The following is a 26,749-nucleotide window of genomic DNA, read 5'->3' on the forward strand; positions in this document are numbered from 1 at the left end:
GCTAATGTTAGCGTCCTTTTTCGTTTCTTTAGTTGTTTAACCTTGCGGTTTCACGACCATCACATTGATTGGAGAATATTCCACGACCTTACTTGCGACAGAGCCAAGCATTACTTTATTGATTTTAGAACGCTTGTGACTTGGCATAATGATGAGATCAGCGCCCAAGCGCTCTGCATAATCAAGAATCGTCGCGTAGGCTTTGCCCTCAGCAACATGCACTTGGTACACCACATCTTCAGCAATATGCTTATTGGCAAAAGCTTTTAATTGCTGCTTCACGTCTTGCTTCATTTTGGCTGCTGCATCTTTTGGGAAGTATGTAGCAACCATCGACATGTGAATACCAGGTAGTACTGTTAGAAGGTGGATTTGCGCATTCGCTTGCTTTGCCTGCCAAACCGCTAGTTCAACCGCTCGGTCTGAAAAGCCTTGGTCATTTAGATCAACCGGAACAAGAATTTGTTTGTACATTCAATGTCTCTCACTAAGGCCCCTTGTCCTCGGGGCCAAATCGGTTATGCGCTCAATTGTTCCTTACGAGCACGACGTTTTTGGTTCATGGCAAGCACCAGCAAAATCATTAAGCATGGCACAAATACCCATTCTTTCATCGGACGTTCTGCATCTTGGATAACCCACTTGATCTCCCAATCAAAGTCGATACCTGCAGACTCTGCCGGGCTACCAAACTCGACCATATCGACAATCATTTTGTTGTCGCTTTCGGTCAGCATCAGACCCATAGACGAAATACGTGCTTCCGCTGTTGTCGCACTGTCTTCGAATGGAAGACGAACCGTTTTCTCGATGTAGTCGCCTTCAAGGTTTTCGCCGGCAACACGTAGCTCCAATGATTCTCCTACATTTAGCGTTTCCGTGATTTGAGCTACCTCAACGCCAGGAGAAAGAACTTTCGCTGGATACAGCATGTCCCACCAAAAACCAGGACGGAAAAACGAAAATGTCAGTACTAATAATAGAACGGTTTCCCACCACTTGTTACGCGTGAACCACCATCCTTGTGTTGCGGCGGAGAAGATCAGCATCGCAATGATCGATGAGATGACCGTGAGTGCTAAATGCCACCAAGAGTCTATCCCCATCAACAGTAGCTGGGTATTGAACACAAACATGAATGGCAAAATGGCGGTTCGAATATCGTAAGTAAAGCCTTGGATACCTGTACGAATTGGGTCTGATTTAGCAATCGCAGCCGCCGCAAATGCCGCAAGACCTACGGGTGGGGTGTCGTCGGCCAAAATACCAAAGTAGAAAACGAACAAGTGCACCGCAATGAGTGGGATGATCAAGCCATGTGCTGCACCTAGCGTGACAATAACCGGTGCCATCAACGTAGATACTACGATGTAGTTCGCCGTTGTCGGTAGACCCATCCCAAGAACCAAGCTGATTATTGCAGTAAACAGCAGCATAAGAATGATGCTACCGCCAGAGATAAACTCAACGAAGTCGGTCATAACTAGGCCAATACCCGTTAGGGTGACGACCCCAACCACGGTACCTGCCGCTGCCGTTGCAACGCCGATACCAATCATGTTACGAGCGCCAGCAACCAAGCTCTCAGCCAGATCAACGAAGCCATCTTTGGTTTGCTGCATCATGTCACCTTGCTTTGATAACAGAGCAATCAATGGACGCTGAGTCAGCAAAATGAAAATCATGAACACTGTTGCCCAGAATGCTGAAAGACCTGGCGAGAAGCGCTCTACAGTCAGACACCAAACCAATACAACGATAGGCAGTAGATAGTGCAAACCAGATTTAACCGTTGGGCCAGGATCTGGTACTTCTGTTAACTCTGCATCAATCTCAATTGCGCCATCTTGCACGTGATTTGCTGAGATCTTCACCAAGCCAACGTACGCAATTAACAGGGCAACCGTAACAATTGGCGTCGCGGCATCACCAAAGACATCTTTCGTCCAACCCACTCCGTAGTAAACCAATGCGCTGATCACACACAGTCCTAAGATTGTGCCAGTAAAGGAAAGCAAACTTTGTACTAACGTTGGGTTGTGGCGACGAGGAAGACCTGTCATACCCGCTTTACACGCCTCAAGGTGAACGATGTAAATCAAAGCGATGTAAGAGATAAGTGCCGGAAGTAGGGCAGCCTTAATCACTTCAACGTAGGAGATACCGACATATTCCACCATCAAGAATGCCGCCGCGCCCATGATTGGTGGCGTTAACTGACCATTAGTTGAGGCGGCAACTTCAACGGCTCCCGCTTTGGTGCCCGGAAAACCGACACGTTTCATCAATGGGATGGTAAAGGTACCAGTGGTTACCACGTTTGCGATTGAAGAGCCAGAAACAAGCCCGGATAAACCAGATGCAACAACGGCCGCTTTTGCAGGACCACCTTTCATATGACCCAGTAAAGAAAAGGCGACTTTAATGAAGTAAGCACCTGCGCCAGCACGTTCCAGCATGGCGCCAAACAATACAAACAAGAACACAAAAGAGGTTGAAACGCCTAATGCGACACCGAATACACCTTCCGTTGTTAGCCATAAGTGAGACATGGCCTTGTTTAAGCTCGCTCCTTTATGCGCGATGACATCGGGCATGTAAGGGCCTGCAAAGGTGTAAGTAAGGAAGACAGCAGCAACCACCATCAGTGGTGGACCGAGCGCTCGGCGTGTTGCTTCTAAAAGGAGAACCATACCGATGACAGCAACGACGATATCTACCGTTGTTGGTGCACCGGAACGTCCAGCTAGCTCGGTATAAAAAAGGTAAATATATGCCGCAGAAAAACTACCTGCTAGCGCCAATATCCAATCGACAAGAGGGATATGATCGCGAGGGGAATTTTTCATCGCTGGATAAGCAGTGAAAGCCAAGAAGATCGCGAAAGTGAGGTGGATTGATCGCGCTTCCGTGTCGTTCAGTACGCCGAAATTAAAAATAAATGGTAGCGGAGATGCGTACCATAATTGAAATAGTGACCAACACAGAGGAACAAACCAAAGGATTCGTCCTTGCATTCCCGAGGGGCTACGTGCACCTGTGTCTGCCTGAGCCACCATTTCTTGCACATCTTGTGACGGAGCTTGATTCGTCGCCATGTACTTTTTCCTTATTATTGATGGTCCTGTCGGATTTTTATCGAGAACCACACTTCGCCTTTATCAGTGTAGCGAATGGAGCGAAGTTTGCTTTCGAGTATTTTGCTGCCTGAACTCAAAGTGTTGAATTTTGGAGACTCTGCTAGGCGGCGTTTAAGTTTTTCTTGGGTATGAACTCGCAATTTTCGGAAGAAAACTGGCGAATGAAGCATGCAGTTAGCACGTGCTAACTGCATGCTCAAACAGGCAGAAAACCATCTTTTCCTGCCTGTGAGTTTGGAGTCTGAGGAAGTTACTTAAGTAGACCCACTTCTTTGTAGTATTTTTCTGCACCTGGGTGAAGAGGGATAGATAGACCCGCTTTCACCATGTCTTCTTTTTTCAGGTTTGCAAACGCAGGGTGTAGACGTTTGAACGTATCGAAGTTTTCAAACACGGCTTTTGCAACGTTGTAAGCGACATCGTCTGAAACGTCTGCTGTTGTAACCATCGTTGCTGCAACACCAAAGCTGTTTACGTCTTTGTCTGTGCCACGATACATGCCAGCTGGCACTGAGCTAAAGGCGTAGTATGGGTTATCAGCAACAATCTTATCGATTTTCGGGCCTGTTGCAGAAACTAGCTTAGCATCACATGATGTTGTTGCTTCTTTGATTGAACCGTTCGGGTGACCCACCATGTAAATGAATGCGTCAATTTTGTTGTCACAAAGTGCTTGAGAACGCTCAGAGCCCTTTAGCTCAGAAGCCAATTTGAAGCTGTCGTTTGTCCAGCCCATCGCTTCCATAACAACGCCCATGGTTGCACGGTCACCAGAGCCAGGGTTACCGATGTTTACGCGCTTACCTTTTAGGTCTTCAACGTTTTCGATACCTGAATCTGCACGAGCAATGATGTTGAAAGGTTCTGTATGAAGAGAGAACATTGCACGTAGCTTTTTGTACGGACCTTGTTCCGCAAACTTACTCGTACCATTGTAGCCGTGGTACTGCCAATCCGATTGCACGATACCAAAATCTAACTCGCCAGCACGGATAGTGTTAACGTTGTAAATAGAGCCGCCAGTCGATTCTACTGAACAACGAATGTTGTGTTCTTTACGACCTTTATTGACCAATTTACAGATAGCACCACCAGTAGGGTAGTAAACACCTGTAACAGAGCCAGTACCGATAGTAATAAACTCTTGAGCGTTAACTGCGCCTGCACCCATTACTGCTGCAGCGATAGCGCCTACTTTGAGAAGTTTGTTAAATGCCATGAATTTCCCTTCCTTATATTCATTATTTACCCGGAAATAACCATAAATCACTTCTGGAGTTTCCTATTTGGAAACGGCATCTTTTCCAATCCAATCGTTTGAAAAAGCGAGCGAATCATAACAAAAAATTGGCAGAAAATTATCCAATTGTTAAATGTTATAGTTGATAAGTCTGAATCTTGTGCAGGAGGATAGTGTTAGATTTGTGATTTAATTCTTTTTATAACAAACACTTAATGAGTATTAAGTGAACGAAGTGAAAAAGATCAATTGCGTGATGTTAATCACAAAACAGGTGGTTAAATAATGGTCTGGATAAGCAAAAAATTTACATAAATCATGGGCTACAAAATGAGATTTCTTTTATAGCCCACAAAGAGTTAGCTGATCTAAATGTGAAAGAACTTAGCCAGTGTATTCGAACAGTTCACACACTGATTTGAACAACTGTTCAGTCGTAATCGCCATCGTTGGAGTGATAAAGATAGTGTCATCACCTGCAACAACACCAAGAATACCTTCGGATTTACCCAGTGAGTCAAGCAAGCGAGCAATCAACTGCGCAGCACCAGGGCCAGTATGGATAACAACTAATGCCGCGTTATGGTCAATGTCTAGCACCAGTTCACGCAAAGAGCTGCTTACAGTCGGTACGCCTAGCTCAGCAGGAAGGCAGTAAACCATTTCCATTTTTGCATTGCGTGTGCGGACGGCGCCAAATTTAGTCAGCATGCGTGATACTTTCGATTGGTTAATGCTTTCAAATCCTTGTTGTTTGAGTGCATCAACAATCTCACCCTGTGAGCCAAAGCTCTCTTCTTTTAATAGGGCTTTAAAGGCGCGGACTAAGTTGTCTTGTTTTTCTGAATTGCGCATAGTCATTACGAATCTCTTATTACGGGTCAGCAATTTTGCATATTCTCGCATATATATTCATGCGGTGCCAAAGAGTCCCAGTATTATGTTAGTTACGTCACTGTAAACTATATACCACATGGAATTCTTTAACTATATGAAGTAGGGCTGTTTTTGTTTTCTTGAATTCCTTGTCATTTCAACAGAATAAAAGAATAATCCAAGCCCCATTTGTAGCACGGTAACAGCGAGTTGCGCGAGGTCGCAAAGCTAGCGTTAATTGATTGTAATCAAGTTGTGATTCCGATAGCTTTATTTAAGTTGGTTACAAACTACCCTACGAATACGTTTATAAGAGAAATACTCTCAAGGAGAACTACATGAAAGTAGCCGTTATTGGTGCCGCTGGTGGCATCGGTCAAGCCCTGGCCCTTCTACTTAAGAACCGTCTTCCTGCTGGTTCTGATTTAGCCCTATACGATATTGCTCCAGTAACTCCTGGTGTGGCTGCTGATCTTAGCCACATCCCGACGCCAGTTTCTATCAAAGGTTACGCGGGTGAAGATCCTACTCCAGCACTAGAAGGTGCGGATGTTGTGCTGATTTCTGCAGGTGTTGCTCGTAAGCCTGGTATGGATCGCGCGGATCTATTCAATGTAAATGCTGGTATCGTTAAGTCGCTAGCGGAGAAGATTGCGGTTGTTTGTCCGAAAGCTTGTGTTGGTATCATCACAAACCCGGTAAATACAACAGTGCCAATTGCCGCTGAAGTACTTAAGAAAGCGGGCGTTTACGATAAGCGTCGCTTGTTCGGTGTAACAACACTTGACGTTATCCGTTCAGAAACATTCGTTGCAGAGCTAAAAGACAAAGATCCAGGTGACATTCGCGTACCTGTTATCGGTGGTCACTCTGGCGTAACGATCTTACCTCTACTGTCTCAAGTGGAAGGCGTTGACTTTACAGCTGAAGAAGTAGAAGCATTAACGAAACGTATTCAAAACGCAGGTACCGAAGTTGTAGAAGCGAAAGCGGGTGGTGGTAGTGCAACACTATCAATGGGCCAAGCTGCATGTCGCTTTGGTCTGTCTCTAGTTCGTGCTCTTCAAGGTGAAGAAGGCGTAGTTGAATGTGCATACGTTGAAGGCGACGGTGAGCACGCGACTTACTTCGCACAGCCTGTGAAACTAGGTAAAGAAGGCGTAGAAGAAGTACTAAGCTACGGCAAACTCAGCGACTACGAAAAGTCTGCACTAGACGGTATGCTAGAAACACTAAATGGCGACATCAATATTGGTGTTGAATTCGCAAAGTAATCTAGAAAGCTCGAATAAGAAGAAAGCCGATCAAAATGATCGGCTTTTTTGATCTTTGGCTTCTCTGCTTCGTAAAATTACTTGATCAAAACAACGTGGTGAAGGAGAAGATGATGGAAGCAAGTCGAATCCGTAAAGGCATGGTTGTTGAGTGCCAGCAGGGCGTAGGTACGATATTGGTGGTCGACCGTGAAGCAGAGACGGTACTGTTGTCGAAACAAGGCTCTGATCAGCAGATTGCGGTTAGCTTTGATGAAATAGAAGATGACCCACAACTGCATGGCGGTAGTGACAGATATTACTAGCGCCTATCACGGCATTGGGTATCAGATACAAAAAAGGAAGAGCTTGCTCTTCCTTTTTGTTTTAAGTCTTGCGTTATGGGTTGCTATGATTACTTCGTGCGTTGTACCGCGACATGAGCCAGAGTAATAAGCGCTTGCTTGTATTCAGATTCCGGCAATACTGATAGTTCTTCGATCGCTTTGTCTGCTTCTTCTAGTGCTTTTTGCGTCGTGTATTCCAGAGATCCGGCCTCTTTCATCACCGCGAGAATTTCTTCTAAGCGATCCATGCCATTGGCCTTCTCAATTGCTTCGCGAATCATGAGGGCATTGTCTTGCGTGGTATTACGCATAGCGTGAAGTAGAGGTAAAGTTGGCTTGCCTTCAGCCAAATCATCCCCCACATTTTTACCCATGTCTTCGCCATCAGAGGTGTAATCCATGACGTCATCAATAAGCTGAAACGCAGTACCCAAATACTTACCGTAATTTTGCATTGCGATTTCAACATGCTCAGGAGCATCGTTTAAGATTGCGCCAATTTGAGTTGCAGACTCAAATAAGCGTGCCGTCTTAGAGTAGATGACTTGCATGTAGCTTTCTTCTGTCGTGTCAGGATCGTTACAGTTCATCAACTGCTGAACTTCACCTTCGGCGATCACGTTTACGGCGTTGCTCATTAGCTTAAGGATCTTCATGGATCCTAGCTCCGTCATCATTTGGAATGAGCGAGTATAGATAAAGTCCCCAACTAACACGCTAGCAGCATTGCCAAATGCTGCATTCGCAGTTGCTTTACCGCGGCGCATGTCTGATTCGTCGACCACGTCATCATGCAGCAAAGTCGCTGTATGGATGAACTCAATAAACGCAGCTGCCATGGTATGACCGTTGCCTTGGTAACCAAGTGCGCGGGCTGACAGTATCGCTAAAAGCGGTCTCAGACGTTTGCCTCCACCACTCACGATATAAAAACCGAGCTGGTTGATTAAAGAGACATCAGAATTAAGTTGGGCTTGAATTGTTTCATTCACTTTTGCCATGTCATCGGCAGTAAGCGCTTGGATAGTTTTAAAATCCATCGTATATCCGGCTGAAGTTAGACCCTGCAAGGCTTATTCGATTTATATAATTGTCGAATAATACACTAAAAAACGTTGATTAATACATTACTAAAGGGCATGATTGCCGCACTTTTCTTTGGCGATTAGCTTTTCGCCAATTTTTTCAAAATATGGCTTGTCATAGGAGCATCTATTCTGTAGAATCTGCGCCCTATTGATGATTAGTTTAGCGCACACCCTCAAGAAAGGCTGTGCGGAAAAAGCGGAGTAAAATATGTACGCTGTTTTCCAATCTGGTGGTAAACAACACCGTGTAAGCGAAGGTCAAACTCTTCGTTTAGAGAAATTAGACGTTGAAACTGGTGCAACTGTAGAATTTGATAAAGTTCTTCTTGTTGCTAACGGCGAAGACATCAAAGTTGGTGCTCCTCTTGTAGAGGGCGGCAAAATTGTTGCTGAAGTTGTACAACACGGTCGTGGCGATAAAGTTAAAATCGTTAAGTTCCGTCGTCGTAAGCACTCTCGTAAGCAACAGGGTCACCGTCAGTGGTTCACTGAAGTGAAGATCACTGGTATCAACGCTTAATCTATTAGGAGAGTTTAACAATGGCACACAAAAAAGCTGGTGGTTCTACTCGTAACGGCCGCGATTCAGAAAGCAAACGTCTAGGTGTTAAGCGTTTCGGTGGTGAATCTGTACTTGCAGGTAACATCATCGTTCGTCAACGTGGTACTAAGTTCCACGCTGGTAACAACGTAGGTATCGGTAAAGACCACACTCTATTCGCTCTTACTGAAGGTAAAGTGAAGTTCGAAGTGAAAGGTCCTAAGAACCGTAAGTTTGTAAGCATCGAAGCTGAGTAATTAGGTTTTTACCAAGTTACTTAATAGCTTTAAGCTGAATTCAAAAGCCCTGCCGAATCGGCGGGGTTTTTTATTTATGGCAGTCGACATATCGAAGTTTCTCGTTTCCACCTTATTTGTGGGCTGGGAGCTTAGATCTGTCATCTGCTAAAATTGTCAGATGACAAAGTAGATTTAATCCACGCACGAAGTAGTCGGAGTAAAAGATGAAGTTCGTAGATGAAGCGGTAGTAAAAGTTCAGGCTGGCGACGGCGGTAGCGGCGTTGTGAGTTTCTGGCGTGAAAAATTCATCACTAAAGGTGGCCCTGATGGCGGTGATGGTGGCGACGGTGGTGATGTTTATATCCAAGCCGATGAAAACCTTAACACTCTGATTGATTATCGTTTCCAGCGCTTCTACGAAGCGGAGCGTGGTGAGAATGGCCGCGGTGGTAACTGTACTGGTAAACGTGGTAAAGACATCGTTCTTCGTGTGCCTGTAGGTACGCGCGCAGTGGATATCCACACAAATGAAATCGTGGCAGAAGTTGCTGAACACGGCAAGAAAGTGATGATCGCAAAAGGCGGTTGGCACGGTCTAGGTAACACGCGTTTCAAATCTTCAGTAAACCGCGCGCCTCGTCAAAGAACATTAGGCACAAAAGGTGAAGTACGTGAAATTCGCCTTGAACTATTGCTTCTTGCTGACGTTGGTATGCTTGGTCTACCTAATGCAGGTAAATCAACCTTTATCCGCGCAGTCTCAGCAGCAAAACCAAAAGTCGCTGATTACCCATTCACGACATTGATCCCAAGCTTGGGCGTAGTGAGTGTCGTACCAGAGAAAAGCTTTGTTGTTGCAGACATTCCAGGTCTTATCGAAGGTGCAGCAGATGGCGCTGGTCTTGGTATTCGATTCTTGAAGCACTTAGAGCGTTGCCGAGTGTTGCTGCACATGATCGATATTATGCCAATTGATCAGTCTGATCCGGTGCAAAATGCACTAACGATCATTGATGAGCTAGAGCAATACAGTGAAAAACTGGCAAGCAAGCCACGCTGGTTAGTATTCAACAAAGTTGATTTAATGCCTGAAGAAGAAGCGAATGAGAAGATCCAAGAAATCTTAGACGCACTAGGCTGGGAAGACGAGTACTTTAAGATCTCGGCGATCAACCGTAACGGCACTAAAGAGCTTTGTTACAAACTGGCTGACTTTATGGATAATCTACCTCGCGAAGAGGAAGAAGTGGCTGAAGAAGATAAAGTTAACTTCATGTGGGATGACTACCATAAAGATGCGATGGCGGGTAAAGACGTTATCACTGAAGATGACGACGACGATTGGGATGACTGGGACGATGAAGAAGATGACGGTCACGTTGTCTACGTTCGTGACTAATCAGAACCGTCAAACAATGCCTGTTTGTCTATAATTCATTAAGCCGCAATTATTTATTGCGGCTTTTTTTGTATCTAAATCATATTTAGATGGTGTGATTTACGGCACAATAGCCGATACGTCGTGATTTTTGAGGGTTAGTTTGGACCTCTCGCGTATGAATGAGCAACACCCTAAAAGGAATTAGACTGATTTATGACTCTAGAAACCATACCGTCTGGAGAGTTGGCGGTATCCACTCAACGATCTATTTCTCGCCTTGTTGCCCAAGCCGGGCAAATGCTACTCGCTCATGGTGCTGAAAGTACTCTGGTGAGCGATATTATGCGCCGTATTGGCCTTGCTTGTGGGGTTAATGAAGTTGCGGTTGCGCTATCAGCCAATGCACTGGTTGTAACGACGGTAATGGATGGACACTGCATCACCACCACCCGAAGTTGTGCCGATCGTGGCATTAATATGCGCGTTATTACGCAAATTCAACGTATCTGCATCATGATGGAGCGTGGGCTGCTCGATGCAACCATGGCGCAGAAAAAGCTGAACGCCATCAGCCCAGAGCGTTATAACCGCTGGTTGGTGGTGTTTATGATTGGCTTGTCATGTGCGGCATTCAGTCATCTGGCTGGTGGTGATTGGGGGGTATTTGTTATGACCTTTTTAGCATCAGCTGGTGGCATGATCGTTCGCCAAGAAATTGGTCATCGCCACTTTAATCCTTTACTGAACTTTGCAGCGACCGCCTTTGTCACGACCTTAATTTCTGCGCAAGCGGAAATCTACCAAATAGGCAATCTGCCCACAGTTGCAATGGCATCGTCGGTATTAATGCTCGTACCGGGTTTCCCATTGATTAACTCGGTGGCAGACATGCTGAAAGGGCACATTAACATGGGTATTGCCCGGTTTGTGATGGCCAGCTTACTGACGTTGGCGACGTGTTTGGGCATCGTTGCTGCGATGAGCGTTACTGGAATTTGGGGGTGGGCAATCTAATGAGTTTGTTTGATTTGATGCTTGGCCTGCTGAATGACATGTTTTTCGCTGCGATTCCCGCAGTTGGATTTGCACTGGTTTTTAACGTGCCACAAAGAGCTTTAGTGTATTGCGCTGTTGGCGGCGCGATTGGACACGGCAGCCGTTATTTGATGATGCAGTTTGGTATTCCCATTGAATGGGCGACCTTTTTTGCCGCGACGCTAGTTGGGATGATCGGGGTATACTGGTCTCGCCGCTTTCTCGCGCACCCAAAAGTGTTCACTGTGGCAGCTTTGATCCCGATGGTACCTGGCGTGTTTGCATACAAAGCAATGATAGCCATGGTTGAGATCAACCATATTGGTTATTCACCTGAGCTCGTTGCAACTTGTATGGAGAACTTTCTTAAGGCCATGTTTATTATTGCAGGTTTAGCTGTTGGTCTTGCTGTTCCAGGGCTGTTATTCTATCGCCGCAGACCTATTGTATAAGGACCTAACATGATCATTAGTATGATTGCCGCGATGGCCGACAATCGCATCATTGGCAAAGACAATCAAATGCCTTGGCATCTTCCCGCTGATTTCGCTTGGTTTAAGCGTTGCACCATGGGAAAACCGGTTGTGATGGGACGCAAAACCTATGAGTCTATTGGTCGCCCTTTACCTGGTCGCTTGAATATTGTTATCAGCCGTGATGAGACACTAAAGATCGAAGGCGTCACTACCGTAACATCGATTGAGCAAGCTTTGGACGTGGCTGGTGACGTGGAAGAAGTGATGATCATTGGTGGTGGTGCGATTTACGCAGCTTGCCTACCGATGGCCAATAAACTATATGTAACACACATTGAAGCCGCGATTGATGGTGATACTCAGTTCCCAGATTGGGGAGACGAGTTTAAGGAAACTTACTCAGAAAAGTATCAAGCCGATGAGAAGAACGCCTACAACATGCGCTTTACTGTGTTAGAAAAGTAATTCGAGATTAATACAGCGTAGTTAATACGATAATGCCGTTCGTATAACAGCGAGCGGCCATCCCGGCCTGCCATCATCCTGAAAGCGACGGAGGAGCGTGATTCAGGATCTTCTATACGAGTACTTTGTTGTCAAAGGTATCTCTATCTACCCGCAGCGTGCGGATATTAGATTCCTAGTCTCGCTGGAATGACCCTACAGGAGATGTTAGGTGACAGGCATTCTCCCTACGATGGATTATCGACTATTATTCCGTGTTTAACTTAACGCATCCTGAGTAAAGATTTTCTTATCGTCCCAACGGATCATGGTTAGGCTTCCGCCCCAAACACAGCCAGTATCCAGACCGATGATCTCTTCGTCTACATGGCCTTGTAGTGCAGCCCAGTGACCAAATAACACCGTTTTATTGAGGTGAACGCGCTGAGGTACATCAAACCATGGAATAAGTTCGTTACCGGAAACTTGTTGTGGTGGTAGTTTACAATCCATATCCAGACGACCATCGGGGAAACAAAAGCGCATCCGCGTAAAAGCATTGATAATATAACGGTATCGGTCCAAACCCTGTAGAGAGTCATCCCAGGAATCAGGTTGATTACTGTACATGTTTTTTAAGAGCCAAGGCAGCTCTTCACTTTGGATGATGCGTTCAACTTCGCGGGCACATTTTCTTGCGGTTTTTAGATTCCACTGCGGTGATATCCCAGCGTGACACATCACGAACTCGTCATGCTCGGCCATAAGAGGTTGCTGAGCTAGCCATGCCAATAGATCTTCTTTATCGGGTGCAGTGAAAATAGGCGCGGTTTTATCTTTGTCTTTGACCTTTTTTATCCCGTGAGCAACGGCGAGCAGGTGAAGATCGTGATTACCAAGCACAACGGTTGCGCTTTTGCCAAGCGACTTCACAAAGCGTAACGTTTCTAGTGATTTAGGCCCTCTGGCGACCAAATCACCAGCGAGCCAAAGTTGGTCTTTTTTCGCAGAGAAAGAGACTTGTTCTAGTAGTCGCTGCAATTCATCAAAACAGCCTTGAATATCACCAACAATATAGGTAGCCACTGAATCTCCAATTTACTAATTTAAAACATTTGGAACAGCAAGACGAAAGGGTTCAATTTCGGTGATGAACTCCTGCCCTTTTTCATCCAGCATTTTGTAGTGCCCTTGCATAACGCCGACAGGAGTTTCTAACGCGGTTCCGCTACTGTACGTGTATTCATCATTGCTTGGAATAAAAGGTTGTTGACCCACCACACCATCACCTTCAACCGTCATTTGCTTGCCATTCGAGTCTGTGATTAACCAGCGACGGCTCACTAACTGCACGGTTTGTTGGCTAAGGTTTTTGATGGTGATGATATAGGCGAAAACGTAGCGTTGTAGCTCAGGATTGGACTGTTCTTCGATGTATTTGGTGTGAACTTGAATTTTGATGCAAGGTTGAATGACGTCCATGTGCACTCCTCAGAAACGTAATATCCCAATAATAATAAGCCAAACCAGCAAGGGTTTGGCTTATCGTTTGAGTTCTTAGTGCTGCGGGTTATCCGCAAGCCAGTTCGCCATCGCGACGAATTGTTCTAGCGTCAGGTTCTCTGGACGCATGCTTGGATTAACACCTAGCTCTTCTAGTACTTCTGTGCTTAACAACGATTTGTAGCAGTTACGAACTGTTTTACGACGTTGGTTAAAGCCTTCACGACAAACGCGATCCAGCAAACGCAGATCTTTCGCCGGGCATGGTAGCTCTTCATATGGCACTAAACGAACAACGGCAGAGTCCACTTTCGGTGGTGGAACGAATGCCGTTGGCGGTACTTCCAGTACTGGTACCACTTTACAGTAGTACTGAGCCATTACCGTTAAACGGCCGTAAGCTTTGCTGCCAGGGCCGGCGGCTAAGCGGTTTACCACTTCTTTTTGCAGCATAAAGTGCATGTCTTGAATGTCTTTATGGAATTCAAAAAGGTGGAACATCAATGGTGTAGAGATGTTGTACGGCAAGTTACCGAAAATGCGTAGCTTGTTGTTTGGCTTCACCAATTGAGTGAAGTCAAAACGCATAGCGTCACCCTCATGGATGGTCAACTTATCCGCCAGTTCAGGGTGAGTACGTAGGCGTTCCGCCAGATCGCGGTCCAGTTCGATGACCGTGAATTTATCCACTTCACGACCTACCGGCTCAGTGATTGCACCAAGACCAGGACCGATTTCAACCAGGTTTTGACCTGGTTTTGGGTTAATCGCTGATACGATTCCATCAATAATGTATGGATCGTTCAGGAAGTTTTGACCAAAACGTTTACGCGCTTTGTGTCCTAAATGGACATCATTTCTCATTGTTTCTTCTCTACCAAATCTATCGCATGCGTGAGCGCTGTTCGGAAACTCCCTGTATCCGCTTGACCTGTCCCTGCCAGATCTAATGCAGTACCGTGATCCACCGATGTTCTAATAAAAGGTAGACCAAGAGTAATGTTTACTGAACGACCAAAGCCTTTGTATTTTAATACTGGCAACACTTGATCATGGTACATGCCTAAAACAGCATCAGCATCATTTAAATATTTTTCATTGAAAATGGTATCAGCCGGCAGAGGGCCGATCAGGTTGATACCTTTTTCTTGTCGAATTTTTTCCAGTGTCGGAGTGATGGTTTCGATCTCTTCACGACCTAAGCAGCCATCTTCGCCAGCATGAGGGTTAAGCCCGCAAACGTAGATGTTTGGTTGTGCGATAGCAAACTTTTCTACAAGGTCTTTATGAAGAATATCGATGATTTTTTCTAATCGCTCTTCGGTGACCGCTTTGGACACATAAGCTAAAGGAATATGTGTTGTAACCAGCGCCACGCGTAGCCCTTCCGTTGCTAGCATCATTACGACTAGCGGCGTTTGTGACTTCTCGGCGAAAAACTCAGTATGACCACTGAATGCAACACCTGCGCGATTAATCACCCCCTTATGAACAGGGCCGGTGACAATAGCATCAAATTCATCATTCATACAGCCTAAAGCCGCTCTTTCTAGCGTTTTTAATACATAGTGGCCATTCGCTTCATTGAGCTCGCCTGCGACCGCAGGTTCCGATATTTGGATATGATCAACGATAAGCGTGCCAGCTTTTTGTGCTTTAGGTGCTTCTTCTGGATTGTAATCAGACAGTTGGACTTCGATGCCAAGCTGCTTGGCTCGCTCCGTCAGCATATTCTTATCGGCACAGACGACAATTTGGTGCGCCCAATCTTCTTTCGATAGGGCAAGCACTAAGTCTGGGCCGATACCCGCAGGTTCCCCTGCGGTTACGACAATTCTACGAATTGTATTAGTTGTCATTGTTGTCATCCACGATTTCAACAAACGCACTTGCGCGTAGCTCTTGCATCCATGCGCCCGCTTCTTCATTAAATTTACGGTTAAATAGAATACGGTAAGCCTTATTCTTCATCGCTGAGTCAGTACGGTCAACTTGGCGACGATCCAACACTTCAACGATATGCCAGCCGTGAACGGTTTTGAACGGTTCGCTGATTGAGCCAACAGGCAGAGTTTCTACTTGGTGTTTAAATTCTGGCACGTACAGATCTGGCGTTTGATAACCTAGCTCACCGTCTTGTGCTGCCGAGCCAGGGTCTTGGCTGTATTGCGTTGCCAATTGAGCGAAAGTGGCTTCGCCAGCTTTGATGCGGCGTACAAACTCATTCAGTTGCTTCTTCGCCCCTTCGTCACTCAGAATCACGGTTGGTTTAATCAAAATATGACGCGCATTTACTTCCGTTACCGCAACCGTTTCTAAGCCTTTTACATCTTCAATTTTTAGGATGTGGAAACCGACGCCACTGCGGAATGGGCCAATGATGCTGCCTTTGTTTTGCATTTTGATCTGATCGGCAAAGATGGTTGGCATCTCTTCTTTACGCATCCAACCCCAGTCGCCACCTTGTAAAGCTTTAGGACCTTTTGAGTAGGTGTAGGCCATCTCCGTAAAGTCTGCACCTTCGTTTAGCTTTTTCGCCAGCGCTTTTGCTTCTGCTTCTACAGCAGACTTTTCTTTGTCATCAGAGAAGCGCAGTTGAATGTGTCCAATTTTGTATTGAACGGTCGCATTGGTTTCTTGTGATAGTTGCTCAGCAAGGCTGTCTACTTCTGCTGGAAGGATATTAATACGGCGACGAACCAGTGCATTACGGGCTTCTGAAGCGGCGATTTCCTTACGGATTTGTTCGCGGAATTCTGGGTAACTCAAGCCTTCACTTTCTACAGAAGCGGCGAGTTGTTCTACAGATTGTTCATTATTACGTGCGATCTCCGCAATCGCTTGGTTTAAGCGGTTATCGTCAATACGCACACCGATACGGTCTGCTTCTTGGCCTTGCAACGTGTCAATAATCAGCTTTTCAACAACTTGTTCTTTTAACACGCTAGCAGAAGGTAAGCTCTTTCCGCTTTGACGTGCGTTGGCTTGCAGCGTTTTCATCGCTGTTTCGATGTCGCTTTGTAGAATTACACCGTCGTTCACGATGACCGCAACCTTATCGATCTCTACTGGTGCTGCAACCGCTCCGCAAGAGAGTAGGGTCGTGAATAAGATTGATTTCCAAATTTTCATTTAAAATTCCGTCAGTATTTTTGAATAGGCGTCTTATTCATTTAAGACGCCTATTTCGATTAATTGTTCAGATAGAATGGGCGGCCGTACTTAATCGCGTTGTCAGAACCGTCCAGTTCTTTGACTGCAGTATCTTCACGCTGATTGGTCGCAAAGCCTTGAATACCGAAGTTAACGCTAAAGTTATTTTCGTATTCAGGTGATGCGCCAGTGCTGCCGATAGTTTGGTTTTCCCAACCAAGCAATTGGTTGGCGTAAGTCACACCAATGTACCAACAGTCAGACTGGTAACGCAGGCTCGCTAGCCATTCTAGGTCCGCATTTTCATTTAGGTCGTAGTAGTATTGACCACTTGCAGACCAGTTCGGGTTGAACTCGTAGGCCGCTACAATACCTGCTTGTGAAATGCCTTTACGAGTAATTGTGTCTAGGTTTTCGAGAATGATCGTATCTTCGATGTATTCACGCGTGACGTAACGATAGTTACCCTGAATAAAGCCACCGTTAAATTGGTACTCTAAGGTACTGTTCGCCAACTGCATGGAGCTCAAATCGATATCGTATTGAATTCCACCGTGATAGAACAAGTAATCGTTGTAGTTGAAATCAGCTTCAATCGCCCATGATGAGTAGTTGGTGGTCTCATCCGGAAGATTTGGGCTGTTGCTCAGTTTGGTCTTTTTATCGAAGTAGTAAATCTGACCAAATGAAACGTTAAGACGCTCTTTATAGTCATCATCAAAGAAGCGCGTACTTGCACCGTAGCTTAACTGGTTCGCAGAGGCGATTTTATCAATGCCACTGTACTTACGACTGCGGAATAGCCCGTAGTAGTCGGTTTGTAGCAAGGTGGTATCGTAGTTGTAGATATTGGTTTGATCTTCTTCAGGTACGTACAAGTACTGCAGCTGAGGCTCCAGTGTTTGTGTGTAGCCCTTGATCCAACTCGTGTCTCGCTCTAAGTAAAGTTGCGCATGCGTACGGAACTCGGGGATAACACGAGAAACTTCGTCATCTAACTGGTTTTGCAAGTTGACATCTGTCAGACCCGTTAAGTCTTGAGAGTAGTACGTGGAAAGCACGCGAGCTTCCGTTGTCCACGTTGCCCATGAATTTGAAAGCGGCAATGTAAGTCCTGGCTCAATATGAACACGGGTCGCATTTGGTCGCGCAGTATCGCTCGTATCGAAGCGGCTCACTTGGCTCTTCACGTCAAAGTTGAGGTAATCTCCCCACAATGGCGTGTAGTAGTTCAAGTCTAACTGAGGAAGCAGGCGATAAGGGCGGTTCTCTTCTTTCAATAAGATTTGGAAGTCACGAACGGTTAACGAGGCATCCCAGAAATCAGAACGATATTGTACTTGTCCTTCTTGAACCAGTTGACCATCTTCACGGTTACCAATATCGGAGTCGAGATCGAGGAAGTAATCAATATCACTCACTTTTGAGTAATCGACTTTGACTATCCACTGTTTATTGATAATACCGTCGTGTTTAACTTGGTAGCCCCAACGAGACTCGTCTTGATATTTGCGATCGCTATTGAGGTATTCGCCTTTGATTTCACCATTCCCCCAGCCATCCGTTAGGTAGCGGAAATCAGTATCGAGTTTTGTTCCACGCTGCTGCATATAGAGCGTGGTGAGCGTCATGTCATATTGAGGCGCGATGTTCCAATAGAATGGCACCTCGACTTCCATACCATCGCTAGAACCATACGATAAAGAAGGGAAGAGGAAACCCGTTTTACGCGTATCTCCAATTGGCATGGTTAGATACGGCACATAGAAAACAGGCACATCTAACACTTCAAATCGAGGATGGTGCAGCGTCGCCGTCTCTTCATCTTGGTCAACGTCAATACCTGATGCCACTAAACGCCATGAATTGTCGCCTTGAGGACATGATGTAATAGAACCATCTTCGAGTTCATAAACCGACTGACCTGTACGCGCGATGTATGCTGCTGTGCCTCGACCTTGTTGGCAAAGGAACTGATAATCGGTGTTCTCCAGTGAAAACGTGTCTTGGTTGATGTCATTAGTAACACGATCAGATCGAGCTTTGACTTGGCCGTCATTGAAAGTCACGTTGCCTTCGGCAACCACGACGTTGTCTTGTTGGTGCAGCGTTACGCTATCTGCGGTGATTTTCTTCTGGCCTTGGGTGACTTGTACATTACCTGAGTACTGAGCTTTGTCACCATTGATGGCTTGCAGGGTGTCAGCTTCTACCACTACTGGGGTATTAAGAGCGTCCTCCTCGCCACTGGTATCGACCAAACATTGATCTGTGGCGGGCATTTCCTGCACACTATCATGGATATTCGCTTCAGCTTGAGTGGTGGGTACAAACAAGGCGGTGCTGATAGAGGCCGCTAAACATGTGCGGGAGAAATGTTGCATTGAATTGAACTTTCCTGTGTCACTACTACTCGATGGCTATAGGGCTTGTTGTACCCTAGCGTAATAGCCAAATGAATCAACTATAGTCGCATTTATCCCAGCGTATTGATTCACTGTGGCATAATGACGACAAAATAGCTGCAAAGATAAGCAGGCGAAATGGCCTAGCCGAAATAAAACTAATTCCATTATCATAAAGGAAATCGTTGCATCCGGCACTATAAGACCGCCGTCGTCGATAAAAATTCATTGATAGAGAACACATAATGCATATTTTTGGCAAAATTCTGGGTGCCTTTTTTGGCTTGTTACTTGGCGGGCCGCTAGGTTTACTCTTTGGCTTATTTATTGGCCATCAATTCGATAAAGCACGTCGCTTGAGTCAAGCCGGGTTCTCTACTGGCGGCTTTGGAAAAGGGCCGAGCCAAGCTCAGCGCCAAGAAGAATTTTTTAAAGCGGCGTTTGCGGTAATGGGACATGTGGCAAAAGCGAAAGGCCAAGTCACCAAAGAGGAAATCCAACTTGCTTCTGCAATGATGGACCGCATGAATTTGCATGGCGAACAGCGCCGCGCTGCGCAAGATGCGTTTCGTGAAGGTAAAGACAGTGACTTTCCGTTAGAAGACGTTCTTGTTCGTGTGAAAATTTCGACAGCAGGCCGTTTTGACTTGTTGCAATTTTTCCTTGAACTACAAATCTCGGCGGCCTTTGCTGACGGCTCGATTCATCCTAGTGAACGAAATGTGTTACACAAAATAGCACGTGGTTTGGGTTTCTCTTCTGAGCAGCTAGAGCGTCGCTTGCAAATGCAAGAAGCCGCATTCCGTTTCCAAAGCCAAGGTGGTTTTCATGGTCAGCATCAAGGCCAATCTTCTGGTGGTAGCTGGCAACAAGCTTCACAAGCGGATCAACTGGCTGACGCGTACAAAATTCTGGATGTGTCTTCAGATGCAGACAGTAAAACCGTCAAGCGTGCTTATCGTAAACTGATGAACGAGCACCACCCAGACAAATTGATGGCTAAAGGTCTACCACCAGAGATGATGAACGTAGCGAAAGAAAAATCTCAAGAGATTCAAAACGCTTATGATCTGATTAAAAAGGTCAAAGGCTTTAAGTGATTTTGTTAAAATCTAGAAAATGAAAAGGGCACTTGGTGCCCTTTTTAGCTTTTGGGTTACGGGTGACCAAAAGCGTTGCAAGCTGAACGGTGACGATAAATTAGTCAGTTTGATTCAAACTCCAATCGTATTCGTACTTCACTTTTCCAGAGAAGTCTTTGTACTGTGGCGCGTACTTCGCGATGTGGTTGAAGACTTGTTTTTCTCCACCAAAGTCCGCTGCAAACCAATCATAAATGGAAGACAGCTGTGCCGTGTTTCCTTGAATGGATACGCCTTTGTTGCTGTTAATAAACGTTCTGGCAGCACTTTCAAGTAAGGCTTCGGTGTTTTCGGCAGTGAATGCTTGAGCTTGTAGGTTAGGGCATCCCAAACTTGCACAATTTACGGCGTAATGCGTTCTTGGATCATTCCAAATTGGACGCAAAATTCGATGTTCAATATCGTTTAAAGTCAGATCCTTGCCGTTGACCACGACCACATCATCTCCCCAAGGACCAAAGCTAAATAAGCCACCCAGCTTGGTGATGGATTCGACGGGATAGTTATCCAAAATAAGATCAACCGTGATGGCGTTGTAAAGGTTCACCCAATAGGCGTATTGCTCTGCTTGGCTGTATTGTAGAGGGTCTAGTTTTGCCAAACGCTGGATGTATTGTTTCAGCTTAGTTTTATCGACAGAGGTCACTTGGCTATAACGAAACAAAGTATTCTCACCTTGTTCAACCAAGTAATTGTCTAACAGTTGTTGCCATTCCTGATGAGAAATTTGGGTTTGGTTGACCTGATTCGATTGTTGCCAATACGGCCATAAATCAGATTTAGGTGCAGCGAACGCCGAGAAAGAAACTAGAGAACACAATAGCAATAACAGACTCTTCATAGAGATACCTTTGAATGAGATATTGTTGATAGTGTAGACCAGTTTAGTGCTTGTTTTCTTTCAGTAATCCGTTGCCTTTATTCGCCGTCATTCCGAGGAGCATAAGCGACAGCAGGAATCTAATACCCACAAACTCTTGAGTAAAGACAGTATGAATCTGCACAGTGCACTCTGGCAGTCGATCCTGAATCACGCTCCTTCGTCGCTGTTCAGGATGACGAATTTCAACAGAGGCGTTCGGTATTCCGTAAGTAAAGCGATGTGAAATCAGTCGCTCAAAATATTAAAAGGGCCGACAATTGCCAGCCCTTGATTTGTATATTTACTAATGTGTCTTAACGCAAGAAGCTCGGGATATTCGCTTCGTACTCGGCAATCTTATCTTCGTGCTGAAGGGTTAGGCCAATGTTGTCCAAACCGTTTAGTAAGCAGTGACGACGGAACTCATCAATTTCAAAGCTGTACTCTTTGCCGTTGGCACGAACCACATTCGCTTCTAAATCGACCTCGACTTCTGCGCCTTCATTTGCCTCAACAAACTGGAAGATCTCATCCACTTCTTGCTCAGTCAAACGAACTGGCACCATTTGGTTGTTGATCGAGTTGCCGTAAAAAATATCGGCAAAGCTAGGTGCGATCATCGCTTTTATGCCGTAATCCGCTAGCGCCCACGGTGCGTGTTCGCGGGATGAGCCACAACCGAAGTTTTCACGTGCCAGCAAGATGGAAGCGCCCTGGTAGCGTGGGGCGTTCATCACGAACTCTGGATTTGGCTGTTCGCCAGCATCATCTAGGAAGCGCCAGTCATGGAACAAGTGTTTACCAAAGCCTAGGCGAGACACCTTTTGTAGGAACTGCTTTGGAATGATGGCATCAGTATCAACGTTCGCCGCATCTAGAGGAACAACTAAGCCTGTGTGTTGTTTAAAGCCTGACATTTGTTTGCTCCTTAGTCTAGTTCACGAATATCTACAAAGTGACCAGCAATTGCTGCTGCTGCTGCCATCGCAGGGCTCACTAGGTGTGTACGGCCATCACGACCTTGGCGGCCTTCAAAGTTACGGTTTGAAGTAGACGCACAACGTTCATGTGGACCCAAACGGTCGTTGTTCATTGCTAGACACATCGAGCAACCTGGTAGGCGCCACTCAAAGCCCGCCTCTTTAAAGATGACATCTAGGCCTTCTGCTTCCGCCTGCGCCTTTACTTGCTCAGAGCCAGGAACGATTAGCGCTTGAACGTGAGACGCGACTTTGCGACCTTTCGCCACTTCCGCCGCGGCGCGCATGTCTTCGATACGTGAGTTAGTACAAGAACCAACGAAGACTTTATCGACGTTGTAATCCGACAATGACTTGCCCGCTTCCAGACCCATGTAAGCCAGTGCTTTTTCTGCCGATGCTTTTTCTACTGGGTCGGCAAAACTTTCTGGGGCTGGGATTGGTTGGTCTACCGCGATAACCTGGCCTGGGTTAGTACCCCAAGTGACTTGCGGTTTGATATCCGCTGCGTTTAGTGTCACGACCGCATCAAACTGGGCATCATCGTCAGTTTTTAATGTCTTCCAATATTCTACAGCGGCATCAAAATCCGCACCTTGAGGTGAGAACTTACGGCCTTTGATGTATTCGAATGTAGTTTCATCTGGCGCAATCAAACCGGCTTTTGCACCTAACTCAATCGCCATATTACATACGGTCATGCGACCTTCCATTGAAAGGTCTGTGATCGCTTCACCACAGAATTCAACTACGTAGCCTGTACCGCCTGCTGCTGTTGTTTCACCGATGATCGCTAGCACAATGTCTTTCGCCGTGATGCCCGGAGCCACTTTGCCTTTCACTTCGATCTTCATCGTTTTAGCGCGCGCTTGTTTTAGCGTTTGAGTTGCTAATACGTGCTCAACTTCAGATGTACCAATACCAAAAGCTAGCGAGCCGAATGCACCGTGTGTAGCCGTGTGCGAGTCACCACAAACAATCGTCATGCCCGGTAGGGTAATACCAAGCTCTGGGCCCATAACGTGCACAATACCTTGGTATTTATGGTTGATGTCGTAAAGCGTAACGCCAAACTCTTCACAGTTTTTCGATAGCGTTTCCATCTGGATACGAGCCATCTCACCGGATGCGTTAATGTCTTTGGTGGTGGTCGAAACGTTGTGGTCCATAGTGGCAAAAGTTTTGCTGACCTGACGCACTTTACGACCTTTTTCACGCAAGCCGTCAAATGCTTGTGGAGAGGTCACTTCATGTACCAAGTGACGGTCGATGTACAAGATAGGGTTTTCCCCTTCTGCTGCGACGGCAACGTGTGCGTCGTAGACTTTTTCGTATAGTGTTTTGCCCATTGTTTGCTTCCTTTCCTCGTTATCCTTGTTGCTTTGTTTTAGCACCAATGACTTAGAGGTAAGTCATTGGTGGATAGAGGATTTAGTATTTATTATGAATCTGTTCTGTATTACGAGTTTAGGATGTACTCAGCGATCTTATCGCCCATCTCTGATGTTGTAAGTGCCGGGTTGTTGCCTGCAAGGTCGCCTGTTAGCTCGCCAGCTGAAAGTGCTTTCGACACCGCTGTTTCAATGTCTTGTGCTGCGGCTTCTTCGCCAAGGCTATAACGTAGCATCAGTGCTGCTGATAGGATCTGAGCCACAGGGTTAGCAATGTTCTTACCTGCGATATCTGGTGCACTGCCACCTGCTGGCTCGTACAGACCGAACTTACTTTCGTTAAGGCTTGCTGAAGGCAGCATACCCATTGAGCCAGTGATCATTGCGCACTCATCAGAAATGATGTCGCCGAAGATGTTTGAACATAGCATGACGTCGAACTGTGCTGGGTCTTTGATAAGCTGCATGGTTGCGTTATCGATGTACATGTGTGACAGCTCGATATCTGGGTAATCTTTCGCGATTTCTTCGACCACTTCACGCCATAAGATTGAACTTTGTAGAACGTTCGCTTTGTCGATAGAGCAAACTTTCTTGCGACGTAGACGAGCAGACTCAAAGGCGATTTTTGCAATACGTTCGATCTCAAAGCGGTGGTACACCTCAGTATCAAACGCTTTTTCTGTCGCGCCTTCGCCTTCACGGCCTTTTGGTTGACCGAAATAGATACCACCAGTCAGTTCACGGACCACCACGATGTCAAAACCACGGCCTGAGATGTCAGCACGAAGTGGTGAGAAAGCTTCCAGGCCTGCGTGGATTTGCGCTGGGCGTAGGTTACAAAACAGTTGGAAGTGTTTGCGTAGTGGTAGTAGGGCACCGCGTTCAGGTTGGTCATTTGGTGGCAAGTGCTCCCACTTCGGACCGCCAACTGAACCGAATAGGACTGCATCAGACTCTTCACACGCTTTTACTGTGCTTTCTGGAAGTGGAGAGCCGTGATTATCGATCGCGATACCGCCTACATCATGCTCGTCACGCTCAAACGCAATACCGTGCTTCTTTTCGATAGCATCCAATACCTTGTGTGCTTGCGCCATTACTTCCGGGCCGATGCCGTCACCGGGTAGGACGGCAATTTTGTATGATTTGTCTGTCATGTTAATCCTTTAAGTTTTCTAATTTTGAGCTTAATTATTTCAACGAGCGTGTTCTTTCCTGAGCCATGCAGCCCAGTTGTTATTACACAGTCGCAATCTTTTTCTGCTTCATTTCTTCGATTTTGTCTGCACGGTGGATGCTATTAATAACGTGCAATAGTGCTTGACCGGAAGCTTCAACGATATCGGTAGAAACGCCCGTGCCGTGGTATTTACGACCTTTGTAGTTGGCAATGATGTCAGCTTGACCCAAACCATCTTCACCTTCGCCTTTCGCGGTTAGGTCGAATTTATCCAGTACGATGTCGTAGCCTGTCACGCGGTAGATACATTGGTATAGCGCATCAACTGGGCCATTACCGACTGCCGCTTCACACATTTCTTCATCGCCACATTGCATTTTGATGCTGGTGGTGGCCATTACGCTGCCCGATTGCACGCTTAGGTAGTTCAGTTTGTAGAAGTCATCTTCTTCACGCAGGTTCGAGAAGTGCATTAGGGCTTCTAGATCGTAATCGAACACTTGGCCTTTGCGGTCGGCAAGTTTCAAGAAGTCCGCGTATAGAGCGTCTAGGTTGTACTCGTCCTCGTTGTATCCCATGGTGTCCATGTGGCTCTTCACGGCTGCGCGACCACTACGGCTGGTTAAGTTTAGTGCTTGGTTTTTAAGGCCAATCGACTCAGGGGTCATGATTTCGTAGGTATTCTTATTCTTTAACATGCCATCCTGGTGGATACCTGAAGAGTGGCTAAAGGCATTCGCGCCCACAATCGCTTTGTTGCTCTGAATTGGCATGTTGCATAACTGGCTCACCAATTTACTGGTGCGGTGAATTTCATCATGTTTAATGCCAGTGTGAACGCCCAAGAACTCTTGACGCGTCTTGATGATCATTGCGATCTCTTCAAGTGAACAGTTTCCCGCTCGCTCACCAATGCCATTGATGGTGCCTTCTATCTGACGCGCGCCGGCTTGAACGGCGGCAATAGAGTTGGCAACTGACATCCCCAAGTCGTCGTGACAGTGAACGGAGATGATCGCTTTATCAATGTTTGGAACGCGGTTGAAAAGGGTTTGAATAATGCCACCAAACTCGCTTGGTACTGTGTAGCCAACGGTATCTGGAATGTTGATTGTGCTCGCACCTGCATTGATGGCAGCTTCTACCATGCGACATAGGTTGTCGATAGGAGTACGACCTGCATCTTCACAAGAAAACTCGACATCATCGGTGTAGTTACGCGCATGTTTAACGGCGTTGACCGCCATTTCAAGTACATCGTCGTAGCTGCGGCGTAGTTTGTCTTCTACGTGAATGGTGGAAGTGGCTAAAAACGTGTGAATACGGAATTGGTCGGCCACTTTTAATGCTTCAGCGGCGGCATCAATATCTTTCGCAACGGCACGCGAAAGGGCACAAACTCGACTGTTTTTGATGTTTTTTGCAATGGTTTGTACCGACTCGAAATCACCAGGTGAAGAGATTGGGAAGCCAGCTTCGATAACATCAACGCCGAGTCTTTCCAGCGCATAGGCAATTTGCAGTTTTTCTTTAACCGTCAAGCTTGCTGACAACGCTTGCTCGCCATCACGCAATGTGGTGTCGAATATAATGACCTGATCGTTCATGTTTGCTTCCTTCCTGATTTCTGCACTTTCGTGCAAGTTAATCGTTTACTTCCAGTATTTAGATATAAAAAAACCCGCATTCTCATGCGGGTTCTTAGAAATTGGTGTGGTTATTTTTCTTCCACAGCCTACCCGCGCGAACTGGTCACGATCAGGAGGAGGCTAAGCAGAATAGAAAAATGAGCTGACATAGTTGTTAAGCTTTCCACATAATTAAGTTAACAAATTAGTACCGCACTCCATGAAGCGCGTCAACCCTAAAGTCGATTTTTTATTCATATCGGATGAGTCTTTTCGTTTGCTTGAGAAAAATGATGCACTAAGTGAAACGGCATGATGCGATAGAAACGTGCTAGAAGAGGCAAGTTCTCATCAAGTTTGCGACGTTTCATTACCAAAACAAACATTGGGATTGCGACTTGTCACACAAAGGCCCGAATTGTTTGGCAAAAGTTTTGAATG

Annotated in this window: 25 protein-coding genes; 9 read left to right on the top strand and 16 right to left on the bottom strand. The window is 46.0% G+C overall.

The window, feature by feature from the left end; translation table 11 throughout:
• Positions 1-36 precede the first annotated feature (36 nt).
• From NL645_RS15815 to argR, 4 genes are all read right to left on the bottom strand, one after another.
• Positions 37-474, bottom strand: coding sequence for a universal stress protein (locus tag NL645_RS15815; RefSeq protein ID WP_005392306.1), 438 nt, complete (start codon positions 472-474; stop codon positions 37-39).
• Between the two features lie 44 nt (positions 475-518).
• Positions 519-3,098 (bottom strand): TRAP transporter permease, encoded by a 2,580-nt coding sequence (locus tag NL645_RS15820; protein ID WP_065644958.1) that lies wholly within the window; start codon positions 3,096-3,098, stop codon positions 519-521.
• Between the two features lie 292 nt (positions 3,099-3,390).
• A complete protein-coding gene (locus NL645_RS15825; RefSeq protein ID WP_005392302.1) occupies positions 3,391-4,359 on the bottom strand; it encodes a TAXI family TRAP transporter solute-binding subunit in 969 nt (322 codons plus the stop codon).
• Between the two features lie 405 nt (positions 4,360-4,764).
• Positions 4,765-5,235, bottom strand: coding sequence for a transcriptional regulator ArgR (gene argR / locus NL645_RS15830; protein WP_031780246.1), 471 nt, complete (start codon positions 5,233-5,235; stop codon positions 4,765-4,767).
• 359 nt (positions 5,236-5,594) lie between these two features.
• Between argR and mdh the strand changes: the two genes are divergently transcribed.
• Both mdh and NL645_RS15840 read left to right on the top strand, forming a co-directional pair.
• Positions 5,595-6,530 carry a malate dehydrogenase gene (gene mdh / locus NL645_RS15835; RefSeq protein ID WP_046874036.1) on the top strand — a complete coding sequence of 312 codons (936 nt, stop codon included), beginning with the start codon at positions 5,595-5,597 and terminating at the stop codon, positions 6,528-6,530.
• A gap of 113 nt (positions 6,531-6,643) precedes the next feature.
• Positions 6,644-6,835 carry a hypothetical protein gene (locus tag NL645_RS15840; protein ID WP_005392299.1) on the top strand — a complete coding sequence of 64 codons (192 nt, stop codon included), beginning with the start codon at positions 6,644-6,646 and terminating at the stop codon, positions 6,833-6,835.
• A gap of 89 nt (positions 6,836-6,924) precedes the next feature.
• Here NL645_RS15840 and ispB read toward each other — a convergent pair whose 3' ends face one another.
• Positions 6,925-7,896: an octaprenyl diphosphate synthase gene (ispB, locus tag NL645_RS15845; protein ID WP_253652016.1), complete on the bottom strand. Its 972-nt coding sequence runs from the start codon at positions 7,894-7,896 to the stop codon at positions 6,925-6,927.
• 256 nt (positions 7,897-8,152) lie between these two features.
• Here ispB and rplU point away from each other — a divergent pair, with 256 nt between their 5' ends.
• From rplU to folA, 6 genes are all read left to right on the top strand, one after another.
• Positions 8,153-8,464, top strand: coding sequence for a 50S ribosomal protein L21 (gene rplU / locus NL645_RS15850; protein WP_005383096.1), 312 nt, complete (start codon positions 8,153-8,155; stop codon positions 8,462-8,464).
• Between the two features lie 20 nt (positions 8,465-8,484).
• On the top strand, positions 8,485-8,742 hold the full coding sequence (gene rpmA, locus NL645_RS15855; RefSeq protein WP_005383095.1) for a 50S ribosomal protein L27: 258 nt from the start codon (positions 8,485-8,487) through the stop codon (positions 8,740-8,742).
• A 206-nt stretch (positions 8,743-8,948) separates the two neighbouring features.
• Entirely contained in the window at positions 8,949-10,124 is a 1,176-nt protein-coding gene (cgtA, locus tag NL645_RS15860; RefSeq protein ID WP_005383091.1) for an Obg family GTPase CgtA, read from the top strand.
• 195 nt (positions 10,125-10,319) lie between these two features.
• Positions 10,320-11,120 (top strand): threonine/serine exporter family protein, encoded by an 801-nt coding sequence (locus NL645_RS15865; RefSeq protein WP_005392296.1) that lies wholly within the window; start codon positions 10,320-10,322, stop codon positions 11,118-11,120.
• The gene (locus NL645_RS15870; protein ID WP_005392295.1) at positions 11,120-11,593 is read left to right on the top strand and encodes a threonine/serine exporter family protein; all 474 of its coding nucleotides are present in this window, start codon (positions 11,120-11,122) and stop codon (positions 11,591-11,593) included. The genes NL645_RS15865 and NL645_RS15870 overlap by 1 nt, the downstream gene beginning before the upstream one ends.
• A gap of 9 nt (positions 11,594-11,602) precedes the next feature.
• Positions 11,603-12,082, top strand: coding sequence for a type 3 dihydrofolate reductase (gene folA / locus NL645_RS15875; RefSeq protein ID WP_046874034.1), 480 nt, complete (start codon positions 11,603-11,605; stop codon positions 12,080-12,082).
• Positions 12,083-12,340: 258 nt separating this feature from the next.
• Here the strand turns inward: folA and NL645_RS15880 are convergent, their stop codons facing one another.
• The 6 genes from NL645_RS15880 to lptD all read right to left on the bottom strand — a co-directional run bounded on the left by NL645_RS15880 (position 12,341) and on the right by lptD (position 19,101).
• Positions 12,341-13,147 carry a symmetrical bis(5'-nucleosyl)-tetraphosphatase gene (locus NL645_RS15880; RefSeq protein ID WP_164666520.1) on the bottom strand — a complete coding sequence of 269 codons (807 nt, stop codon included), beginning with the start codon at positions 13,145-13,147 and terminating at the stop codon, positions 12,341-12,343.
• Between the two features lie 15 nt (positions 13,148-13,162).
• Positions 13,163-13,543 (bottom strand): Co2+/Mg2+ efflux protein ApaG, encoded by a 381-nt coding sequence (gene apaG, locus NL645_RS15885; RefSeq protein ID WP_005379668.1) that lies wholly within the window; start codon positions 13,541-13,543, stop codon positions 13,163-13,165.
• Between the two features lie 75 nt (positions 13,544-13,618).
• Positions 13,619-14,428 (bottom strand): 16S rRNA (adenine(1518)-N(6)/adenine(1519)-N(6))-dimethyltransferase RsmA, encoded by an 810-nt coding sequence (gene rsmA, locus NL645_RS15890; RefSeq protein ID WP_005379669.1) that lies wholly within the window; start codon positions 14,426-14,428, stop codon positions 13,619-13,621.
• On the bottom strand, positions 14,425-15,423 hold the full coding sequence (gene pdxA, locus NL645_RS15895; RefSeq protein WP_005383085.1) for a 4-hydroxythreonine-4-phosphate dehydrogenase PdxA: 999 nt from the start codon (positions 15,421-15,423) through the stop codon (positions 14,425-14,427). Before pdxA ends, rsmA begins: the two co-directional genes overlap by 4 nt.
• On the bottom strand, positions 15,413-16,696 hold the full coding sequence (gene surA, locus NL645_RS15900) for a peptidylprolyl isomerase SurA (protein ID WP_006742728.1): 1,284 nt from the start codon (positions 16,694-16,696) through the stop codon (positions 15,413-15,415). Before surA ends, pdxA begins: the two co-directional genes overlap by 11 nt.
• A gap of 59 nt (positions 16,697-16,755) precedes the next feature.
• The gene (gene lptD, locus NL645_RS15905; RefSeq protein WP_085342743.1) at positions 16,756-19,101 is read right to left on the bottom strand and encodes an LPS assembly protein LptD; all 2,346 of its coding nucleotides are present in this window, start codon (positions 19,099-19,101) and stop codon (positions 16,756-16,758) included.
• A 266-nt stretch (positions 19,102-19,367) separates the two neighbouring features.
• Here lptD and djlA point away from each other — a divergent pair, with 266 nt between their 5' ends.
• A complete protein-coding gene (djlA, locus tag NL645_RS15910; RefSeq protein WP_005383076.1) occupies positions 19,368-20,222 on the top strand; it encodes a co-chaperone DjlA in 855 nt (284 codons plus the stop codon).
• 100 nt (positions 20,223-20,322) lie between these two features.
• Here djlA and NL645_RS15915 read toward each other — a convergent pair whose 3' ends face one another.
• From NL645_RS15915 to leuA, 5 genes are all read right to left on the bottom strand, one after another.
• Positions 20,323-21,105: a DUF547 domain-containing protein gene (locus tag NL645_RS15915; RefSeq protein WP_253652017.1), complete on the bottom strand. Its 783-nt coding sequence runs from the start codon at positions 21,103-21,105 to the stop codon at positions 20,323-20,325.
• A 335-nt stretch (positions 21,106-21,440) separates the two neighbouring features.
• Positions 21,441-22,043 carry a 3-isopropylmalate dehydratase small subunit gene (gene leuD, locus NL645_RS15920; protein ID WP_104971226.1) on the bottom strand — a complete coding sequence of 201 codons (603 nt, stop codon included), beginning with the start codon at positions 22,041-22,043 and terminating at the stop codon, positions 21,441-21,443.
• A gap of 11 nt (positions 22,044-22,054) precedes the next feature.
• Positions 22,055-23,455, bottom strand: a complete 1,401-nt coding sequence (leuC, locus tag NL645_RS15925) for a 3-isopropylmalate dehydratase large subunit (protein WP_039841408.1) — start codon at positions 23,453-23,455, stop codon at positions 22,055-22,057.
• A 110-nt stretch (positions 23,456-23,565) separates the two neighbouring features.
• Complete coding sequence (gene leuB / locus NL645_RS15930) at positions 23,566-24,657, bottom strand: 3-isopropylmalate dehydrogenase (protein WP_253652018.1); 1,092 nt, start codon at positions 24,655-24,657, stop codon at positions 23,566-23,568.
• Between the two features lie 82 nt (positions 24,658-24,739).
• Positions 24,740-26,287, bottom strand: coding sequence for a 2-isopropylmalate synthase (gene leuA, locus NL645_RS15935; protein WP_006742733.1), 1,548 nt, complete (start codon positions 26,285-26,287; stop codon positions 24,740-24,742).
• Between the last annotated feature and the right edge of the window lie 462 nt (positions 26,288-26,749).

It is taken from the genome of Vibrio sp. Y51_MX_L26, assembly GCF_024181935.1.
Lineage (GTDB): Bacteria > Pseudomonadota > Gammaproteobacteria > Enterobacterales > Vibrionaceae > Vibrio > Vibrio diabolicus.

What these genes read in the sequence shown, in the direction of transcription:
- NL645_RS15815 (WP_005392306.1), bottom strand. Translation starts at nt 474, where the DNA reads ATGTACAAACAAATTCTTGTTCCGGTTGATCTAAATGACCAAGGCTTT.
- NL645_RS15820 (WP_065644958.1), bottom strand. Translation starts at nt 3,098, where the DNA reads ATGGCGACGAATCAAGCTCCGTCACAAGATGTGCAAGAAATGGTGGCT.
- NL645_RS15825 (WP_005392302.1), bottom strand. Translation starts at nt 4,359, where the DNA reads ATGGCATTTAACAAACTTCTCAAAGTAGGCGCTATCGCTGCAGCAGTA.
- argR (WP_031780246.1), bottom strand. Translation starts at nt 5,235, where the DNA reads ATGCGCAATTCAGAAAAACAAGACAACTTAGTCCGCGCCTTTAAAGCC.
- mdh (WP_046874036.1), top strand. Translation starts at nt 5,595, where the DNA reads ATGAAAGTAGCCGTTATTGGTGCCGCTGGTGGCATCGGTCAAGCCCTG.
- NL645_RS15840 (WP_005392299.1), top strand. Translation starts at nt 6,644, where the DNA reads ATGGAAGCAAGTCGAATCCGTAAAGGCATGGTTGTTGAGTGCCAGCAG.
- ispB (WP_253652016.1), bottom strand. Translation starts at nt 7,896, where the DNA reads ATGGATTTTAAAACTATCCAAGCGCTTACTGCCGATGACATGGCAAAA.
- rplU (WP_005383096.1), top strand. Translation starts at nt 8,153, where the DNA reads ATGTACGCTGTTTTCCAATCTGGTGGTAAACAACACCGTGTAAGCGAA.
- rpmA (WP_005383095.1), top strand. Translation starts at nt 8,485, where the DNA reads ATGGCACACAAAAAAGCTGGTGGTTCTACTCGTAACGGCCGCGATTCA.
- cgtA (WP_005383091.1), top strand. Translation starts at nt 8,949, where the DNA reads ATGAAGTTCGTAGATGAAGCGGTAGTAAAAGTTCAGGCTGGCGACGGC.
- NL645_RS15865 (WP_005392296.1), top strand. Translation starts at nt 10,320, where the DNA reads ATGACTCTAGAAACCATACCGTCTGGAGAGTTGGCGGTATCCACTCAA.
- NL645_RS15870 (WP_005392295.1), top strand. Translation starts at nt 11,120, where the DNA reads ATGAGTTTGTTTGATTTGATGCTTGGCCTGCTGAATGACATGTTTTTC.
- folA (WP_046874034.1), top strand. Translation starts at nt 11,603, where the DNA reads ATGATCATTAGTATGATTGCCGCGATGGCCGACAATCGCATCATTGGC.
- apaG (WP_005379668.1), bottom strand. Translation starts at nt 13,543, where the DNA reads ATGGACGTCATTCAACCTTGCATCAAAATTCAAGTTCACACCAAATAC.
- rsmA (WP_005379669.1), bottom strand. Translation starts at nt 14,428, where the DNA reads ATGAGAAATGATGTCCATTTAGGACACAAAGCGCGTAAACGTTTTGGT.
- pdxA (WP_005383085.1), bottom strand. Translation starts at nt 15,423, where the DNA reads ATGACAACTAATACAATTCGTAGAATTGTCGTAACCGCAGGGGAACCT.
- surA (WP_006742728.1), bottom strand. Translation starts at nt 16,696, where the DNA reads ATGAAAATTTGGAAATCAATCTTATTCACGACCCTACTCTCTTGCGGA.
- lptD (WP_085342743.1), bottom strand. Translation starts at nt 19,101, where the DNA reads ATGCAACATTTCTCCCGCACATGTTTAGCGGCCTCTATCAGCACCGCC.
- djlA (WP_005383076.1), top strand. Translation starts at nt 19,368, where the DNA reads ATGCATATTTTTGGCAAAATTCTGGGTGCCTTTTTTGGCTTGTTACTT.
- NL645_RS15915 (WP_253652017.1), bottom strand. Translation starts at nt 21,105, where the DNA reads ATGAAGAGTCTGTTATTGCTATTGTGTTCTCTAGTTTCTTTCTCGGCG.
- leuD (WP_104971226.1), bottom strand. Translation starts at nt 22,043, where the DNA reads ATGTCAGGCTTTAAACAACACACAGGCTTAGTTGTTCCTCTAGATGCG.
- leuC (WP_039841408.1), bottom strand. Translation starts at nt 23,455, where the DNA reads ATGGGCAAAACACTATACGAAAAAGTCTACGACGCACACGTTGCCGTC.
- leuB (WP_253652018.1), bottom strand. Translation starts at nt 24,657, where the DNA reads ATGACAGACAAATCATACAAAATTGCCGTCCTACCCGGTGACGGCATC.
- leuA (WP_006742733.1), bottom strand. Translation starts at nt 26,287, where the DNA reads ATGAACGATCAGGTCATTATATTCGACACCACATTGCGTGATGGCGAG.